Origin of the sequence: Dyadobacter luticola (assembly GCF_005860805.1) — a bacterium.
GTDB classification, from domain to species: Bacteria; Bacteroidota; Bacteroidia; order Cytophagales; family Spirosomataceae; genus Dyadobacter; species Dyadobacter luticola.
In genome coordinates, this window is the sequence record NZ_VCEJ01000002.1 from 1,172,021 (window position 1) to 1,191,245 (window position 19,225).

15 protein-coding genes and 1 tRNA gene are annotated in these 19,225 nt (G+C 44.5%); 3 read left to right on the forward strand and 13 right to left on the reverse strand.

Annotated features, from left to right (window positions below):
- Positions 1-301 precede the first annotated feature (301 nt).
- Positions 302-1,315 carry a type I glyceraldehyde-3-phosphate dehydrogenase gene (gene gap / locus FEN17_RS04970; protein ID WP_138364176.1) on the forward strand — a complete coding sequence of 338 codons (1,014 nt, stop codon included), beginning with the start codon at positions 302-304 and terminating at the stop codon, positions 1,313-1,315.
- A gap of 55 nt (positions 1,316-1,370) precedes the next feature.
- Here the strand turns inward: gap and trmB are convergent, their stop codons facing one another.
- The 7 genes from trmB to FEN17_RS05005 all read right to left on the reverse strand — a co-directional run bounded on the left by trmB (position 1,371) and on the right by FEN17_RS05005 (position 10,587).
- Positions 1,371-2,030 carry a tRNA (guanosine(46)-N7)-methyltransferase TrmB gene (trmB, locus tag FEN17_RS04975; protein ID WP_138364177.1) on the reverse strand — a complete coding sequence of 220 codons (660 nt, stop codon included), beginning with the start codon at positions 2,028-2,030 and terminating at the stop codon, positions 1,371-1,373.
- Positions 2,031-2,038: 8 nt separating this feature from the next.
- Positions 2,039-3,340: a bifunctional folylpolyglutamate synthase/dihydrofolate synthase gene (locus tag FEN17_RS04980; protein WP_138364178.1), complete on the reverse strand. Its 1,302-nt coding sequence runs from the start codon at positions 3,338-3,340 to the stop codon at positions 2,039-2,041.
- Between the two features lie 5 nt (positions 3,341-3,345).
- Entirely contained in the window at positions 3,346-4,272 is a 927-nt protein-coding gene (locus tag FEN17_RS04985; RefSeq protein WP_138364179.1) for a hypothetical protein, read from the reverse strand.
- A gap of 81 nt (positions 4,273-4,353) precedes the next feature.
- Positions 4,354-5,427 carry an HU domain-containing protein gene (locus FEN17_RS04990; RefSeq protein ID WP_138364180.1) on the reverse strand — a complete coding sequence of 358 codons (1,074 nt, stop codon included), beginning with the start codon at positions 5,425-5,427 and terminating at the stop codon, positions 4,354-4,356.
- A gap of 30 nt (positions 5,428-5,457) precedes the next feature.
- The gene (locus tag FEN17_RS04995; protein ID WP_138364181.1) at positions 5,458-7,128 is read right to left on the reverse strand and encodes a TonB-dependent receptor; all 1,671 of its coding nucleotides are present in this window, start codon (positions 7,126-7,128) and stop codon (positions 5,458-5,460) included.
- Positions 7,129-7,165: 37 nt separating this feature from the next.
- Positions 7,166-10,174, reverse strand: coding sequence for a tetratricopeptide repeat protein (locus FEN17_RS05000; protein WP_138364182.1), 3,009 nt, complete (start codon positions 10,172-10,174; stop codon positions 7,166-7,168).
- Positions 10,175-10,335: 161 nt separating this feature from the next.
- Entirely contained in the window at positions 10,336-10,587 is a 252-nt protein-coding gene (locus tag FEN17_RS05005) for a hypothetical protein (RefSeq protein WP_138364183.1), read from the reverse strand.
- Positions 10,588-10,602: 15 nt separating this feature from the next.
- Between FEN17_RS05005 and FEN17_RS05010 the strand changes: the two genes are divergently transcribed.
- On the forward strand, positions 10,603-11,634 hold the full coding sequence (locus FEN17_RS05010) for a tetratricopeptide repeat protein (protein WP_138364184.1): 1,032 nt from the start codon (positions 10,603-10,605) through the stop codon (positions 11,632-11,634).
- On the opposite strand, the gene menD is transcribed toward FEN17_RS05010, so the two are convergent.
- From menD to FEN17_RS05040, 6 genes are all read right to left on the reverse strand, one after another.
- Positions 11,631-13,352, reverse strand: coding sequence for a 2-succinyl-5-enolpyruvyl-6-hydroxy-3-cyclohexene-1-carboxylic-acid synthase (gene menD / locus FEN17_RS05015; protein WP_138364185.1), 1,722 nt, complete (start codon positions 13,350-13,352; stop codon positions 11,631-11,633). The genes FEN17_RS05010 and menD overlap by 4 nt on opposite strands.
- 73 nt (positions 13,353-13,425) lie before the next feature.
- The gene (locus FEN17_RS05020; RefSeq protein ID WP_015810559.1) at positions 13,426-14,289 is read right to left on the reverse strand and encodes a sigma-70 family RNA polymerase sigma factor; all 864 of its coding nucleotides are present in this window, start codon (positions 14,287-14,289) and stop codon (positions 13,426-13,428) included.
- A gap of 63 nt (positions 14,290-14,352) precedes the next feature.
- Complete coding sequence (pnp, locus tag FEN17_RS05025; RefSeq protein ID WP_138364186.1) at positions 14,353-16,488, reverse strand: polyribonucleotide nucleotidyltransferase; 2,136 nt, start codon at positions 16,486-16,488, stop codon at positions 14,353-14,355.
- A 104-nt stretch (positions 16,489-16,592) separates the two neighbouring features.
- A complete protein-coding gene (gene rpsO, locus FEN17_RS05030; protein ID WP_138364187.1) occupies positions 16,593-16,868 on the reverse strand; it encodes a 30S ribosomal protein S15 in 276 nt (91 codons plus the stop codon).
- A 101-nt stretch (positions 16,869-16,969) separates the two neighbouring features.
- Positions 16,970-18,463, reverse strand: coding sequence for an LptF/LptG family permease (locus FEN17_RS05035; RefSeq protein ID WP_138364188.1), 1,494 nt, complete (start codon positions 18,461-18,463; stop codon positions 16,970-16,972).
- Positions 18,463-18,855, reverse strand: a complete 393-nt coding sequence (locus FEN17_RS05040) for an START-like domain-containing protein (protein ID WP_138364189.1) — start codon at positions 18,853-18,855, stop codon at positions 18,463-18,465. The genes FEN17_RS05035 and FEN17_RS05040 overlap by 1 nt, the downstream gene beginning before the upstream one ends.
- A gap of 200 nt (positions 18,856-19,055) precedes the next feature.
- On the opposite strand from FEN17_RS05040, the gene FEN17_RS05045 reads away from it, so the two are divergent.
- Positions 19,056-19,129: transfer RNA gene (locus FEN17_RS05045), tRNA-Met, on the forward strand.
- Positions 19,130-19,225: the final 96 nt, after the last annotated feature.

Here is a 19,225-nt window from a genome sequence, read left to right on the forward strand (position 1 = left end):
AATTATTTATTTTGAGCTGAATAAACCAAAATAAATACAGCATTATGGAATGATAGGAGATACTGCTTTGTTATACAAATATAAGGAAAGGTCATTAGGAGTTCAGATAATTAAGGAAGTGAATCAACATACAAGTATGATCATAGATTTGCTATCCTAATTAGTAAAATCCAGCATGGAAAAGTTTGAATTTTGCTAATTTCAATAGTAATCATAGTTGATTTGATTTTTAACCACCTCAACTTTTAATCCTCCCTGGCTTTTATTAATATTGCGGCAAATAATCAATCACAAAATAGATATGTCTAACGTCAAAGTTGCAATCAATGGGTTTGGCCGCATCGGCCGCCTGGTTTACCGTCAGATCTATAACATGGAAGGCATCGATATCGTAGCCATCAATGATTTGACAAGTCCAAAAGTATTGGCACACCTACTTAAATACGATACTGCACAGGGCCGTTTTGATGCTGACGTGAAATCAACAGAGAACTCAGTAGTCGTTAACGGAGAAAATATCATTATCTACGCACAGCGTGACCCATCACAAATTCCCTGGGCAGCGCACTATGTAGATGTTGTTTTGGAATGTACTGGCTTTTTTACCAGCCAGGAATCGGCAAGCGCACACATTAAGGCGGGTGCCAAAAAAGTGGTTATCTCCGCTCCTGCTACGGGTGACCTGAAAACAATCGTTTTCAATGTAAACCACAACATCCTGGACGGTTCTGAAACCATCATCAGCGGTGCATCTTGTACTACCAACTGTCTTGCTCCGATGGCGCAGGTTTTGGAAGAGCAATTCGGCATTGTAAATGGTTTGATGACCACCATCCACGCTTACACAAATGACCAGAATACACAGGATGCGCCACATCCAAAAGGTGATTTGAGAAGAGCGAGAGCTGCTGCTCAGAACATTGTACCTAACAGTACTGGTGCTGCAAAGGCGATCGGTTTGGTTCTTCCTTCACTGAAAGGCAAACTGGACGGTTCTGCGCAACGTGTACCAACATTGACTGGTTCACTTACCGAAGTAACTGCAATCGTTTCTAAACAAACAACGGTTGAAGAAATCAACGCAGCGATGAAAGCAGCGGCAAACGAAAGCTTTGGCTACACCGAAGACGAAATTGTAAGCAGCGACATCATCGGTATCAACTACGGATCATTGTTTGACGCTACGCAAACACGTGTTCAGAAAGTGGGTGATTCTCAGCTGGTGAGAACTGTGGCTTGGTATGACAATGAAATGTCTTACGTTTCACAGCTGGTAAGAACTGTTTACTACTTCGCTGGATTGATCAACAAGTAGTCTGAATTTTCAGATAGGCAAAAGGGGTTCCATATAGTTGGAACCCCTTTTTTTGTTAAAGCAGTTTAGCCTTAATGTATTTGATCGAATAACCTTTCGCGGTGAAAATGGTTTCGTAATGGGTTTTCACACCGTAATGTTCTTCTATCAAAGGCGACTGGTAAAGATTATCCGTGTGATCCAGAATTTCAAAATGCGCGGTCTGGGCAATGCTGTCCAGTGTATAATCGTAAAGAAAATCGCTGTCCGTTTTTAAATGAAAGAGGCCGTCACGTTTCAGAAAACCTGCATATTGTGATAAGAACTTTGCATTTGTAAGTCGCCTGATCTCGTCCCGGTCACGGACTTGCGGGTCAGGATGGACCAGCCAGATCTCACTTAACTCATTCTCTGCAAAAAATTCATCCGCATATTGGATCCCTCCTCTCAGGAAAGCCACGTTGAGGAGCTTCTCAGCTGAGGCTACTGCGCTTCCCCGGGCAATCCGATCGCCTTTGATGTCCATCCCGATGAAGTTCTTATCCGGAAATTTCTGTCCGAGTCCTATGGTATATTCGCCTTTTCCGCAGGCCAATTCTACGACAATCGGGTTCTCGTTATTAAAGTAAAGCTTGTTCCAATTCCCCTTAATTTCGGTATAAAGCGGCTTGCCGGCCTGGATTATATTTTCCGCAGTTTCGTTAAACTGATAATACTCTTTTTTTCTCCTTGTCATTCTTGTGCTTATAATTGATCGATGTCGGCGACCACGAAGGTACTTCCGCCGACGTAAATGGCATCTTCCGGACCCGAATCCGAAATGGCCGCCTGAAGGGCTTCATTTACATTCCCGAAAACCTGTCCAGCCAAACCAACAGAAAGTGCCTTATCACGCAGATCTGACGCATTTAAAGCCCGGACATTGCCTGGCTGACAGAAATAATAAATTCCTTCTTTCGGAAAAAGTTGAAGCATGCCCGTAATATCCTTGTCTCCGACGAAGCCTACCACAAATCGTTTAACCTGATTCGGCAGATCATTAAATTGCTCCATCGCGATGGTCAGTCCTGCGACATTATGCGCTGTGTCGCAATAAATCAGCGGTTTTAAACCCAGCTGCTGCCAGCGACCTTTTAAGCCAGTCAGCGCCACTACAGAAGCGAGGGCACTTTGTATACTTGGCCGGGAAATGTTCCAGCCCTGGGTATTCAGTACTTCAACCGCTGCGAGAACACCACCCAGATTTTTTAGCTGGTAAGATCCGGCCAGATCGAGCGCCAGGTTTTCCCAAATTGATTCTTTGGAAAGTTTATCGATTACCTGAACGAGCATTTTGCCCACACTCATGCCGGTTTTTATGATATCAAATCTTTCTGAGCCGAAAGTAATCGGCGCATTGAGCGACTTGGCTTTTTCAAGCATTACCTCTGCAATCGCGGTTTCCTGCAACTCACTTACTACAACCGGAACCGAATCTTTAATGATCCCGGCCTTTTCTCCGGCAATTTCCGGCAATGTTTCACCTAAAAATTGCGTGTGATCCAGACTAATGTTTGTGATGACCGAAATAGCTGGCGTAATAATATTTGTTGAGTCCAATCTCCCGCCCATACCTACCTCAATCACCGCTACATCAACATGAGCCTCTGCGAAGTAAGCAAAAGCCATTGCAACGGTCACCTCAAAGAATGAAGGATTCAATCTATCAATGTTAGATTGCTGAGAGGCAGTAAAGTCGATAATAAACTGCTCGTTAATATCGTTACCGTTAACCCTTATACGTTCCCTGAAATCCTTTAAATGTGGCGAAGTATATAACCCGACTTTATACCCTGATTGCTGTAAAATAGCAGCCAGCATGTGGGATGTGCTTCCTTTCCCGTTGGTTCCGGCAACATGTATGGTAGGGTATTTATCCTGGGGATCCCCAAGAGATTTACACAACTCCCGGGTAGTATGAAGGCCCGGCTTGAAAGCCCGGGCCCCTATATGCTGAAAAACGGGTAATCTGGCGAAAAGATAGTCGATCGTTTCCTGGTAATTCATTCCTGTTACCGAGAGCGTATTTTAAAGGTAATTGTTCCGATGGATTCGTCAGGAACATTAGATGATTTTGGTATGAAAGTCAGATCGCGGACGGCACTTTTGTATTTGTTTACCACTGCATAATCCGTCACTGTTGTGCTCTGCGTCACAACGCTCTTTACCCGACCGTTTTTATCTACGGTTATTTTAAAAGTAATGTCCCCGGTAGCATCTGAATTGTCATCCACAACCGGTCGTCTCGACCAGCTCCAACCCGACAAGCTCAAACCTACTGCTGTACCTCCGCCGCCGCCTTCGCCTTTATAAGTCTTTGCGAACAAGCTACCGGTTTTAGAACCCTTATCTCCCACTCCTTCGGCGTCGTCACCATTGTTATTACCGCCAACACCTGTTTGCGTCCCGTTGGTACCATTACTGCCTGATTTGCTTCCGGAAGATTTAGAAAACAAAGCATCTTTATTAATCGCTTTTTCAACAACCGGCTTGGCCACCGGAGCAGAAGCATTTTCAGAACCACTCGATTTCTTGACGTCCGTTTTCTCAGGTGCTTCCACCGGACTTTCGGCCTTCGTAGTGATCACCGGCTTTTCTGCAACGGTTTTTGTAGGTTTTGGAGATTCGATTTTTGGAGGAGTTGGCGGCGTTGGTTTTGGTGTAGAAACCGATTTAACCTTCTTTACCTCGTCCGCATCGGCCTTCATGTTTTGGGCTACCTTGCTATCATTGGGCTTGTTGAATGTCTGAATATCGCCCTTACCTACCTTGCTCGTACCGTAATTCACTTCAACAAACAACTCCATCGGCGCCACTTTTGGAAGCGAACTATTCAAGCGGATAAAGAAAAACAGGCCGAGCATAGCAATTGTGATCCCGAAGGACCATGCCCAGGATATTGCAATTCTTTGTCGATCTTCTGCCTGTAATGTGATCATTGATGTCGGTGATTTCTTTCGAAAACGTAAATTTAAAAAAATTCGTATGTAATGAAAAAGGAGCCCTAAGCTCCCATTTCCCTATTTTCTGTAAGCTTTATTCTTAAAAACCCAGCCTTCTTCGCCAATCACTTGTTTGAGTTTCGCCGATGAGCGGTAGGCATCCGTCTCGTTGTCATATCCGCCGATGGAGACCTTTACCTTTTTACTGTACCGGGTTGCAGGCAAAATGGCGGCGTTTTCAAAACCTTTTCCTTTTAATTCTGTTAATAAAACATTCGCCTGCTTTGGGCCTTTGAATGCGCCTGCTATCACGTAAAACCTGGAATCAGCGCTTTTGGAAGTGATTACCGGGGTAGCTGGCGCGACAGACGAATCTACTGGTGCAGCTGCTGCTGGCAAAGCTTTAGCGGCCGAGTCTACCGAAGCGATCTTCGCAGGAGCCGGCGCTTCCTCCTTTACTTCCACAACCTCTTCAACCGGTGTTGACTCGACTTCCGTAGCTGGTTTTGAAGCGAAAAGCTCGGTAAATGGATTTAATGTACTTCTGATTTCGCTATTCGAAGAATTGACCAGGAAAAAGCTGATACCGCAAAGCAAGCCAGTAATCACCGCAGCGGCAGCCCATCCGAGCCAGCGTCTTGGTTTTACTTTCTCTTCACCCAACTCAATTACTTCAACGTCACTATCATTTACAAAACTTCCAGCCGATGAATTAGCAGATACCAGCTCGCGGTTCAGCGCTTTTACCTGCACTTTTTCAAAACCAAACCACTCGTCTTTGAAGTACTTACCAGTGTTAGGTTCAAAAACCAGCTTGCCTTCCACGTTTTTATGAAACTCCCCAATCCCTGCAATGCTGGCTTTTCCACTAGATTCTAACGCAGCACGCAGCTTTTCGGTGTAAGACCTCACATATTCAACCGCTTCAATGTGCGGCCACTTTTCTTCTCTTGAAATATAGTTTGCCAGCAGCCCGTCATCCAGTTTGAGATACTCATTAAACGCCAGCTTTTTCGCCGGCGGCATAAAGAAACCCGACGAGGTGTCGAAAGAGGCCGGAACCTGGTGCGACAGCAAAGCCCCAAAGCCGGGAATGATCACGAATTCATATTCGCCGATGAGTTTTCGGATGACGGTTTCGACTGCTATCATGAATCATTTTTTGGAGTTAACTGAGCGAAGTTAAAAAGAAAACGATAATCCTCCAATAAAGTTAAGCCCCTGCTGCGGGTAGTACTGGTAGCGCTGATACTGTTTTCCAAGCACATTGTTGATCGATACAAAGGCCGAGAAGTTCCTGGTTAACAAGTAGTCAATCTTCAAATTCAGGTCAGCAATCACCGGCAATTTCGTCACGACACCCGACTGAAAATTCTTCGCTTTTATGCCTCTTAAAACATAAAAATCTGTTGTGATAAACAGCTTTTTGCTGATCGTAAGCGCATTGAACCAGTTAATAGTTAAGTCGGGACGGTGCCAGGCCTCCTCTGTATTATCCATCGAATAATCGAAGAAATTAGCCTTCAAAGACGTCTTGAAAAGATCATTATAGTTATAGCCAACTTGCGCTGAAATGGTCATCACCTTGGTTTTTCCTGAATCGTAAATCACAGAAAAACGGGATGTATCTGCCAAAGAATTGTTGAAGTTGTAAAAATTGCGGTACATCGTGTACGCCAATTTTCCTTCATAGTTGAAGCCGCTCGTTGTTTCACCTTTTACTCCTCCGCTAAACTCAGCTGTTTTTTCTGTATTGGCAATTAGCACGTTAGGCCCCAGCCATTGATTTTCACTCAACATACTTCTCAATGTATTCCGGACGATATCACCGTTCCATCCAGCAAAAATATGGAGACCAGTAAAAGGCGTAACGTCCAGGTTCACTGCCGGGAAAGCCTTGGTTTTATTGATATCCAGTTCGCTGTCGGTTTCATTCACGACATTAATGCCGGCTGATACTGTGAATGCTTCATCTGCATACTTGAATGTTGGTCTCACCCGGAAAAGGTTACGGTTGTAAGTCAGGCGATCCACACGTTGGGAGACAAATGCATCCGCATCAAGCAGCGCGTAAAACTTTTCAGAAATTGGCACGGAAGCCATCAACTTTGTTCCCCAGTCAATTTCCGAGGCGCTATACCTATCCTTAACAGTGTTAAGGCTTGTTTTAACGGAGTAATCGACCAAAACAGAAGCGTCCGTATTCTCGAAACCGAGGTTTACTCCGAACTGATTAATGGTCTGGCGGATCGTGTCGCGGTCAACATTGATCCCTTCCGGCTGCGGCTTGTAACCATAGAAGTAGTAGTTTTTGCGGTCATAACCAAAGTCAGCCTCCACCTTGTATTTGCTGCGAATGTATTTCCCGCCAATCTTGATGTTGGTACCCGCATTCGCCGAGTTCTTACCATCCACCGGGCCATTTGCTGCAGAAAGATGCTTTAACTGAGCAGTGAAAGCCAGATCTTCCGACGGCCGTCCGCCGACAAACAACTCTCCCAGGAGGCGGCCATAATTACCTCCACCAAGCTTTACATAGTTATTCAAAACGTCCGGCTTTGCTTCTCTTTCTTTTTCATCCGAAGAAACGCCGACGGACGGGGTAAGTTTTGGCGATGAAATGTTGATCTGCGGATCGATGATTTCGTAGTTAACCTTCTTCTTGCCAGTCTCTCCCTGTACGGGTTGTACTTTATCAAAAACCCGGTTGGCCGGGGCAAATTCAATGCTCTTTTCCTTGACGATCTCGTAGGTCTGGCTTTCGATCTCGCCTTTTTGCGCAAGCACAAGCTGAGAGGAAAAACCAAGTGTCATTAAAAGCAACGAAATACGCTTTGTGTTGGAATTTATCATGGGTTACAAGATTTTCTGTCTACCTGGAACGGGGTGATTATTTCAATTTTTCAATTTGCGTGAGCTTTTCCTTAGCCAGCTCCACTGCCTCTTTATCATCAGAATTTTCGATGATCGAGTTTAATGTTGCCTTCGCCTGGCCCACTTCATTCATACCGACATATACATCTGCCAGCAAAATGAACGAGCGTGCGCGCCAGTAATCGTAGCCCTCAAAGTTTTTGCCCATTTCGATAATGGCCGTTTCGGCTTCCTTATACTTTTTCTCTTTGTTGAGTATCATCGCCGACCAGTAGCTGGCTTCCGCCCCAAATTCGTCTTTCGATGAGCTCATGACCTTCTTAAATTCCTCGGCCGCTTTTTTCAAATCACCTTTTTCGTAAGGAACCTTGCCCATATACAGCTGCGCTTTACCCACGCCACCCGGTACTACATTACCTACATTCACGACTTCCTTCGCATAATAAAGCGTCGAATCGTAGCTTTTCAAGGTATAGTAAGTGTCCATCAAACCAATCCATGCCTGCGTCTGCTCCTTTTTGCTTTCAGAATTTCTAAGCAAAACCCGGAAGTTGGTCACGGCATTGTTAAAGTTACCGCGACCTATTTCAAGCTCGGCCGATCTTTGCGCGGATGCTGCCACGAATGTTGACCGGTTTTCCTGAACCACTTTACTGTAAGCCTGCAATGCTTCATTCACTTTACCCAGCTTGTCATAGGAAGAAGCAATGAAGTAATGTGCATCGTACTGGTGTTTGCTGGCCGGGTAGCTGCTTAGGAATTGTTGCAGCGAATTGATCGCGTTTTCATATTTCTCCGCATAATATAGGTTGCGAACATTGTCGAATTCCACCTCTTCCAATTTTTCATTGCCAGGATTGTTTTTCCTGACCACACCCAGCACCTGCGTAAATTCTTCCGGACGTCCCACGGCTGTGTAACTTTCCTGGATACCTTCCAGCGCGCTGCTCGCGGACGGTGAATCCGGATAGTCCGTCAGGATTCTCCGAAAATCGACGATTGCCTGCTCATACACCTGCAAGTTGTAATAAGACTGCGCGCGGCGGAGCAATGCTGCAGGAATAATCGTGCTCTTAGGTTTTTCATTGATCATGCGGGTGAAACCTTTCACAGCCGCAGAATAACTCTGGTTTTGGAAATCGATATCCGCTAACTGGAAATAGGCATCGTCCAGGTAGCGTGACTGAGGATACTGACTGATCAGCTGCTCGAACTGCTTGCGCGCTTCCGGCTCACGGTTCATATACACATAAGCCCGAGCTTTCTGAAACAATGCGTAATCCTTGTCAACCTTTCCTTTGGCAGCAACCTGCTCGTAAGTCCTGATCGCTTCATTGTAATTTTTGGCAGCGAGATAGCAGTCCGCGAGACGCGAGTAGGCATCTTCGATCATTTGCGCATCCATGCCTTCAATGTTGTTGGTAAACTCTTTGAAGTAAGGCAGCGCCTGCGCATATTTCTTTTGATTGTAATAAATGTATCCCAAAGCGTAAAGGCTCTTTCTTCCATATAAACCCGATTTTCCATTTTTAGAAATCTGGGTGTAAAGTGCAGCCGCTTCATCAACACGCTTCAAACCATACGTTGCCTCCGCTTTATAGAATGCCGCAGAGTTGCTGATTTCAGGATCGATCGGAAATTTCAAAGATTTGTCGAACATGGCGATTGCCTGATCGTACCGCTCCTGATTAAAATCCGTCACACCCTGATTGAAAGTCAACCGCTGGTAGGTACCATTGATTTTAGCATTGCGTGTTTTCAGGCCTTCAATGTATTTGATGGCAGTGGAACTGTTGCTAGAACTCGCATATCCTTCTGCTACTAATTCTGTCGCTTCCTCCGTATGCTTACTCTGCGGATACTTCGCCATGAAGTTAGTAAACTCTTTTACCGCCTCTGCATTATTCCCGGTTTTCAACTGGACTTTCGCGTGGTTGTAGGAAGCTTCCTCCTGCACAGTAGTATTGAAATCCAACCGTGCTGCATTATCGAAGGATGTTAAAGCATTGCTTAAATTATTCGTCTTTAAGTAGCTGACACCCAACAAGTAAGAGGCGTACTGCGAAACAGAATCCTTGCCCGATCCAACTGGTTTTAGCTCCTTAATTGTACCTTCAAAATTGCCTGTCCGGAATTGTGAATGTCCGTAATGTAAAGCAACAGATGGAGGAACAGTGCCTGGTCTCATTCGCTTATAGCGCTCGTAAGCTTTCACAGCACCTGCATAATCACCTTTTTCGTAGTATACTTCTGCCACATATAAAGCCACGTCATCCAGTTTAGTATTGCCCCGCTGCTGCGTGAGGATCTTTTCACCATATTGGAGCAGCTCATCATATTTCTTCAATTGATACAAGGAAGAAATAATCCAGTTAGGCGCTTCATTTTTATAGAAAGGATGGTCTTCAATGCGCTTGAAATCCTCGTACGCAGCGTCAAAATTGTTTTTCTGATAATTGATAACCCCGGCATAAAATGAAGCATCGCCGGCATTTGCGAAGGACGCTTCTGTTTTAACCTGGTTAAATAATGGGAGTGCCAAATCTGGCTGTTTCGTATTATAATAAGACATCGCCAGCTGGTAGGTACTTTCTGCCGTACCATTCACCTGAACTGCTTTTTCAAGATATGTGATGGCTTTTTCGTAGTTACCGGCTTCGTAGTAGTAGCGGCCCAGATCACCGTAAATTTGCTGTGCTTTGGGGTGCTCAGCGTGGTTTTTCACAAAGCGGTCGACCTGCACTTCAGCCTCCGGATAGTTGAGATATAAGCCTGTGACGGCTACATAATATTCGGCCGTGACCTTGTTGTAATCGCTGGTGCTGAGCAACTTGTCCTGGGTATTGAGAAACTCGCCAAACTCCTGCCGCGCGGCGACAAAATTGGACTTCTCATAATATTCCAGACCATTTCGAAAGTGGGCCTCCGGCTCGGTAATGCTTAATGTATTCTGAGCCATAACGGAAGACGCGCCAACATATAAAAGCATTCCGAACGTAGTGGTGGCGCCGTGTTTAAAGACCATAGAGACTGAGTTGGTGGATTTTTGAATTAAATTGTTGAGGTAAACCATATCTATCTAAAAGACTGTTTTAGCTGACACTTACCGCCCAAAATTCGTTTGCTATCTAACGAAAAGTGTACTAAAACCGTATACGTCGCGATTTTGTATTGCCCTATACAGACCTAAAACACAACATTATTACGTTTCAGCGTGTCCGAAAAGTCATCATGCATTGCATCAAACCGGCGACTGACCGCACTGATAAAATCATTATCTATACATTGTTCCAGCTCGGGAAGCTCCTGAATCTCATAATCATCGATTTTGTAAGTCTGCTCATACATGCCTGACTCTACTTTGATGATATATTTGCTGTTCCACTGGTAGAGGCCGATCTTGAATTGCGGGTTGGGTATATCTTTAATGTATCTCATTTAATTGTTGTCAGAATGCGTAACTTGTTCATTATCATATTAGCACTAAATATTTTAGTTGAATTTTCAGGTTGTTCAGGCCAAAATAAGAAAGATGCTGCTGATTTTTTCCTAAAAGGAAATCAATCACTAAGTCAAAAGAACTATGCCGAGGCAATCCGTTTTTACGACGAAGCGATCGCCAAAAATGCAGATTTTTCGGACGCCTATCTTAACAAAGGGATAACTTTATTGAAACTGGAACAGGCTGATAAGGCGGCGGAGGTTTTGACAGAAGCGATTAAGATTGACCCATCTCTCGTCCAGGCAAATCTCGTTCGCGCCGAATCCATGCTTCGCCTCGGTCAGTTGCGTGAAGCAGCGGAGAATTTAAAGCATATAGAAAAACAATATGCAGACTCTTCTTCCTATCATTTGCTGAAAGGAAACTTACTGCAAGCCCAGAGCGAGCCGACTCAGGCGATTTCGGAATACGATCGGGCAATTGCACTTGACAAGCGGAACATTGAAGCGTACATCAACCGGGGTGCGGTATACTATGCATTGCATTCGTACAAAATTGCAAAGCTCGATTTCCAGTCAGCCATCGTGCTGGATCCTGCGCAGCCACAAGCATTGAACAACCTGGGATTAATTTTTATGCACGAGCAGCAGTGGTCCTCTGCCCTCTCCTGTTTTGATAAAATCCTGAATCGGAACCCAGCAGATGCGTATGCTTTAAATAACAAAGGCTACACACTCATGCAAACCGGCGAACTCGCAAAAGCAAAAGATCTGATTGATAAGTCGCTGGAAATCCTGCCAAAAAATGGCTACGCGCTTCGCAACCTCGGTGTCTATTATAGAAAAAGTAATCAAAATGAAAAAGCCCTGGAAGCATTTTCCAAGGCCATCGAAATCGCTGAGCCTGTTGATCAGTTATACGGCTTGACCGGCCAGACTTACTACGATCAAAAGAAACTCAAAGAAGCCTGTGAAATCTGGAAGCAGGGTGTTGTACTGAAAGATTCTATTTCAGTAGCGTCCGCAGCGAAATACTGTCATTAAAAACTTTGTTCACGCGCTTGCCGCCTCAGTTCTCTCCAAACCTTTTCATTTTCATAAGGATCAGTAAAAATCTCCAGCAAACTGATTGACTGGCCTGTCCAGAACTGTAGTAGAACTGATTCGAGCTCTTCAAGATCCGAAGCTTTAAAATAGCTTATTGCTGAATCTTCACAAGTACGCCTTGCAGAAAATGAATGTCTCGTTTCAAAAAATTCCTCCATTTCCGGCAAGCCGGTCGGCCCATCGATCATTCTGAAAATATTTCCCCCAGCATTGTTAAGTACAATTATTTTCAAATTCTCCGGCAGCGATTTATTCAAGAACCCGTTCCGGTCATATAGGAATGCCACGTCGCCTACAATCAAAACTGTCGGCTGACCGTTCACCATCGCAGCACCAATTGCTGTACTCACGCAGCCGTCAATTCCACTCGTTCCACGATTGGAAAAAATTCCAGAAACATGTTCCGGCATACCTAGCATATTTAGATATCGAATCGACATACTATTTGCTACATGTAACTGATATGAACTTTTTAATGACTTAATACTTAAATCTATTCCAGTTAAATCATTTAACGATGTTAGATTTTCGAGGTATTCATGCTTCAAACGACCGGAAACTGTGTTTTTAGCGCTCCAAGTAAGTCCAAATGCTTCATCATTTTCAGGATCAACATTTTGAGTAAATAGTTGATAATCAATTTTCTCAAAGAGTGATTCAAAGAAATAAGTCGGTGATATAGGCAGAAATCTGGACACGGATTGCGTCGGATCAGCCAGAATGTTATCCAGGCCGATATGCCAATGTTGCTTTGGCGTGTTTTTTCTCAGGAAGTTCTTTAAATCCTTTGAAATAAATGATAAACCAGCAGTGATAAGAAGGTCAGGCTGTAATTCTGTTACTTCTGGAAAGCTCAAAAATAGGTCGTGATTCCCAATAAACTGGTTGCCATTTAGATTTGAAATGCAGTCCCCAACTATCGGAATTCCCCACTCATCAGAAATCTGCGCGAGCACCCGACTTAACCTTTCATCCGGACCGTGCTGACCAATCGCAATAAGTATCTTCTTAGAATCATCCCATTCATTTAAAATGTCCATCCATTGATCAGGCGACAAAATCCGGTCCGGCTCTTGCCTTTTGATGATCCTAAGATTAGCCGACTGCTTCCAAGTTTCAGAAGCCTGCGGATAGAATGGTTCGCGTATCGGAATGTTAATGTGCACCGGGCCGTAAGGAAGTGCCGCGGCAACATTGATAGCTTCATTCACCGTTCTGCTGATCGACCACTGTACATCCTTATGGCCATAATCCGGCGACAGTTCAAAAGCTTTCTTTACGTGCTTTCCATAAATGTCGTTTTGGTAGATCGTTTGCCCGTCATATTGGTGCAGCCACTCTTTTGGGCGGTCGGCTGTTAAAATTAATAGCGGAATCTGCTGAAAAAACGCCTCTGAGACGGCCGGAGCAAAATTATAAGCTGCACTCCCGGAAGTACAAATCAGAACAACTGGAACGCGGATTTGCTGCGCCATTCCCATTGCAATAAAGCCCGCCGAGCGCTCGTCAATACAAACATGCGTCTTAAAGCCGCCATGACGCGCAAAAGCTAATGTGAGCGCCGCGCTGCGAGATCCCGGAGAAATAACTACATGCCGGATTCCATGACCGTAACAAATGGCCGCCAGATCTATTATTGGTTGTAAAATAGCCATGACATAAATGAAAATAGCCTCATGATGAGGCTATTAAAAAATATTCAAACTCTTCTAAAAGAAACCCGGAACATTAACCCAGGTAAGTTTTCAAAGCTTTGCTTCTGGATACGTGGCGCAATCTTCTGATCGCTTTTTCTTTGATCTGGCGTACGCGTTCGCGGGTGAGATTAAACTTCTCCCCTATCTCTTCCAAAGTCATCGCATGCTCGCCATTTAAGCCGAAATACAAGGCAATTACATCTGCCTCACGCTGTGTCAAAGTGCACAATGCACGCTGAACTTCCTTCCGAAGTGACTCATTTACAAGCCCTGAATCCGGTTTGTCTTCCAGATCATTTTCCAGGACGTCCAGCAAGCTGTTCTCTTCACCCTGTACAAAAGGAGCATCCATCGACACGTGGCGACCAGAAATTTTCATGGTATCCACAACCTCCGAAGACGAAATTTCGAGTACTTCCGCCAATTCCTCAGGAGATGGCTCACGCTCGAAGCGTTGTTCCAGCTCAGAGAAAGTCTTGGAAATTTTATTCAGCGAACCTACCCGGTTCAAAGGCAGACGAACGATACGTGACTGTTCGGCAAGTGCCTGAAGAATTGACTGACGAATCCACCAAACTGCGTAAGAAATGAATTTAAATCCCCGTGTTTCATCAAAACGTTGTGCAGCTTTGATCAGACCGAGGTTTCCTTCATTAATCAAATCGCCCAATGAAAGGCCCTGATTCTGATATTGCTTTGCTACTGAAACTACGAAACGAAGGTTGGCTTTGGTTAATCTTTCCAGGGCAAGCTGATCGCCGTCCCTGATCTTTTGAGCTAAGGTCACCTCCTCATCCGGCGTTAACAAATCTACCTTACCGATTTCCTGCAAATATTTGTCTAACGATTGACTCTCCCGGTTGGTAATTTGCTTACTGATCTTTAGCTGTCTCATCTATATCTGTATTAAGTATGTTATTGACGACATTCGTTGTGTCCCTCTATCAGAAACACGGTTTTACTCTTTTTTGTTCTCAGGTTTAGGAAGCAAAACCTTGCGGGACAGGCGATACTTTCCGGTCTTCTTATCGATCTCAACCAGTTTCACCTGAACCTCTTCGCCTACCTCAAGAACGCCATCCATCTTTTCAAGTCGCTCCCACTTAATCTCAGAAATATGCAGCAATCCGTCTTTGCCTGGCAGGAACTCAACAAACGCGCCGAATGGCATGATAGACTTAACTTTTCCTGAATATATTTCGCCAATTTCAGGTACCAGGATAATGCCTTTAATGCGGGCAACCGCCTTATCCATCGAAGTCTTATCCGCTGAAAATATACTTACGAAGCCAGCGCCATCTTTCTCTTCGATTGAAACCGTTGCTCCGGACTCTTTTTGAATGTCCTGAACCACTTTTCCACCCGGTCCGATTACCGCTCCGATCATCTCGCGGTCGATCTTGATCACAACAGCACGAGGCGTATGTGGTTTCAGATCCGCACGGCTTTCGGTAATGGTTTTGTTCATTTCGCCCAGAATGTGCAATCTGCCGGCTTTTGCCTGCATCAATGCTTCTGTTAAAACTTCAAATGAAAGTCCGTTTACTTTCATATCCATCTGGCAAGCTGTAATACCAGCCTCAGTTCCAGTTACTTTGAAGTCCATATCACCCAAATGATCTTCATCACCGAGGATATCTGAAAGTACCGCATACTTACCGGTAGCTTCGTCAGAGATCAATCCCATCGCGATACCTGATACAGGTGCTTTTACTTTCAAACCTGAATCCATCAACGCAAGAGAACCTGCGCAAACCGTCGCCATCGAAGACGAACCGTTTGATTCAAGGATATCAGAAACGATGCGGATGGTGTATGGGTTGTCCTCAACCGGCGGCAAAATCTTTTTCAATGCACGCAATGCCAGGTTTCCGTGACCTACTTCCCGACGGCCAGGTCCACGGTTTGGTTTTACTTCCCCCGTAGAAAATCCAGGGAAGTTGTAGTGCAGCATGAATTTGCTGTAACCGTATTTTAAAGGAGAATCAATGATCTGCTCATCGTTTTTGGTACCCAATGTTACCGTAGTAAGTGACTGGGTTTCACCTCTTGTGAATAATGCTGAACCGTGCGCGTTTGGTAAAAAATCTACTTCTGATGCAATCGGTCTAACTTCATCCAGGGCGCGTCCGTCCAGACGTTTTCTTTCGTCCAAAACCAAACGGCGTGAAGCTTCCCACACCAGGTCATTGAAATATCTCTTTGCAAGCGCTTTATTCAGTTCCTCTTCCTCGCCAATTGAAGCGATAAATTCTTCCCAGACCGCTTTGAAACCATCTTTACGAACTGTTTTATTGGTAGAACCCAGCTGGGTTACAGCGTAAATTTTATCGTAAGCAAATGTTCTCAAACGCGCTTCCAGTTCCTCATCCGCTTCGTCGCCTACGTATTCTCTTTTTTCTGTTTTGCCAACTGCCGCTTCAAATTCTTTCAGCGCCAGACATTGTTCTTTAATCACTGCGTGCGCCACTTTCAAAGCCTCGATCACTTCTTCTTCCGAAACTTCGCTCATCTCACCTTCCACCATCGCAATGTCGTTGTAAGTAGCACCTACCATCAGGTCTAATGTAGCGCGCTCCAATTCGGCCGAACCCGGGTTCACAACATATGCACCGTCGATTTTGGCAACACGCACCTCTGAAACAGGACCGCCAAAAGGAATGTCCGACGCAGCCAGTGCAGCAGATGCCGCCAATGCAGCCAATGCATCCGGCAAAGCAGTCGGGTCAGCAGAGATCATCAGGATATTTACCTGAACTTCTGCGTGGTAATCGTCTGGGAACAGAGGACGAAGAACGCGGTCAACCAGGCGGCTTACCAGTACTTCACTGTCAGACAGTTTGCCTTCACGGCGTTGGAAGCTTCCAGGAATACGTCCCGCAGAAGCAAATTTTTCCTGATAATCAACCGATAACGGAAGAAAATCAAGGCCTTCCTTAATATCTTTATTAGCAACCACGGTTGCCAGCAGCATGGTGTTACCCAATCTTACGACTACCGAGCCATCGGCTTGCTTCGCTAATTTGCCTGTTTCAATAGTGATTTCCCTACCATCGGGCAAGGGTATAGTCTTAGTAACTATATTAAAGAGCATAAAATGATGTGATTTTTGTAGCTGTAAAACGCCATCCTGACGTCTTTTAATTTTCCGCAAAAAATCAGGGAACTGTCATAATGATGAAGTTCCCTGATTTTGACTTACTTACGAATGTTCAATTCGGCAATAATCGCACGATAGCGGCTAATGTCATTTTTGAAAAGATAGTCCAGCAATCTTCTGCGCTTTCCTACCATTTTAAGAAGACCAAGACGGGTGTCGTTGTCTTTTTTGTGCGTTTTCAAGTGCTCGTTCAAATAGTTGATACGGTACGTGAACAATGCAATTTGAGATTCAGCAGATCCAGTGTCTGCACTCTCTTTTTTAAAACCTTTCGATTCGAAGATCTCGCTCTTCTTTTCCGCGGTTAAATACATGATTGTAACAACAGATTAATTATATGAAGCATATACAGCACCTTGCTGTAAATAAGGCTGCAAAAGTAGCACTTTTATAATTATTTTAAAAATATAATTTGCTATGATTGGATAAGCCGTGATTTGCCGAATCTACTTACCCATTTGGATTTTATTCTCTTGAAGAACATCTGATATACATCTTTTTCAAACAGCCGTGAGTCGCTCCTGGCTTTGTCAATAAAGTAGATACCCGACAATAAGAGCACCGAATTTGCCATCCAGGCACCGATTGGCACCGCCAGCAAGCCTTCTTTCACCCATTTATCACCCTGGTTGGTCAATACGTAAAGCAGAATAAAAAATAAAATCGAAACCAGCACAGGTACACCAAACCCACCTTTTTTAATGATAGCTCCCAGTGGCGCACCGATTAAAAACATGATCAGACAAGAAATTGCCTGGGTATATTTATGGTGTTTTTCCAATTCATACTTACTCGCATCTTTCAGCTTCGTCTGCAGATATTCCGTTTGCGATTTGGTATAACTCAGCATACTATTCGCAGCGCTCTTGGTGTTTTGCAGGATCTCTTTTTTCAAACTATCTGAAACCGGCTTAACCAGCAAAGAGTCAATCCATTTCCCTTTTTTAATGGTCTTGTCAGTACCCTCGCGGTAGTTATAGGAATAATATTGCTGACTGCCCGCTACCAGATTCTTCCTGGTTTCCTGATAAGAGTTACGCAGCGAATCTGCCGTGGAAGTCAGATCGCTGATGTTCTTCATGAACTCGTGGTATTTAAACTGACCCTCATCCGTCCGTTTCATGCCGAAAGAAGAAAGGCTTTCCGTCAACCGGTAATGTTTGAACGAGTTACGACTGAAATTGGAATAAGCCTGTGTAGCGCCCGTCGGCGAGGCAATGTATACCGGCCGCGAATTGGCGGAATTGGTTTCATCCGTATACCGCGTCCCGTTGTAAAGCTCGATCACCAGGTAACGGTTCTCATTAATCGAATACATTCTGCCCGAGTCAGCGAGGATAATTTCCGTATTTCCCAGCTCGTATGACCGGTTATTATGCTTGTAAATCACCATACCGATCAGCTTTCCATTATCCTGCTTCCGGTCCACCTTAATGCTGTATCCTGGCAAATCATTGTAGAAAATTCCTTCCTTGATCTTCAAGGTAGCCTTAGTGGTTTTAATGTCATACAAAAGACTGTAACCTTTCAAATTAGCCCACGGAGATACTCTATCATTAAAAAAGAACGAAAACACACTGATAAAAAGCGCCACAAGGAAAAGCGGCAGCATGGCCCTGACGATGGAAATACCGGCACTTTTCAGCGCAGTAAGCTCAAAAAACTCTCCCAGGTTACCGAAAGCCATCAGTGACGAAAGCAATGTGGCCAGCGGAAGCGCCGTAGGAACGGTGATCAGGCTGAAAAAGAAGAATAACTGCGCGTAATCGGCAACACCAAGATCCTTGGAAACAAAGTCGTCAATGTAAAAAATCATGATCCGCATCAGGAACACGAAAACCACGACAGACATGGTGATTATAAACGGACCCCAAAATGAGGTTAAAATAAGCTTATCCAGCTTTTTCATCAACTACCAACTATTTCTCTAAGATTATCCATAAAACCCTCCCACAACGACGCCAGCTCATCCTGGTCCTTGTTCGACGAATAGTCGATCACCCTCAAAAAGGTCGTCTGGGTTAACTCGCTAACTTCCAGTTTTAGTTCCAGATGATTGTTATCGAGGTTATCCTCACTCGTATTTTCAAAATCAAATCGCACGCCCTTGTTAATTCTCAATCCGGTTTGCCTGGCAATGTGGCTGTCGCCGTCCCACTGAAAATCGAAGCGGTGGTCGGGCAGGACTGTGACCTTTTCAGCAAACCATTGTTGCAGCCCTGATGGTGTAGATATATATGGAAATAATACTTTGGGCGAGGAACGCAATTCAAATTCAGTAATAAACTTATATTTTTCCATACCAACTAAAATTAAAAGGTTGACCTGTCAGCAGCGGCCTTACGCGCTGATTTAAAAGTTGTAATATAGCATAATTCGAGAATAAATGCCTTTAAACTTCATTTTGGTTTTTTCACAAGATCAACAATTTTGGTGCCAAAAATACTAAAACGGGTTGTGCGATAAGTTTATTTAACATACTTTTGCACCACAATTAACTCGGCGGGGTAGCTCAGATGGTTAGAGCGTAGGATTCATAACCCTAAGGTCGGCAGTTCGATCCTGCTCCCCGCTACATTGACAGACATCCCTTTCTGGATGTCTTTTTTTGTTTCCTACCCTCTGTACGGAGAATTAAAATGCCATTCTTTCGGTTTACTCTCCCGGGTAC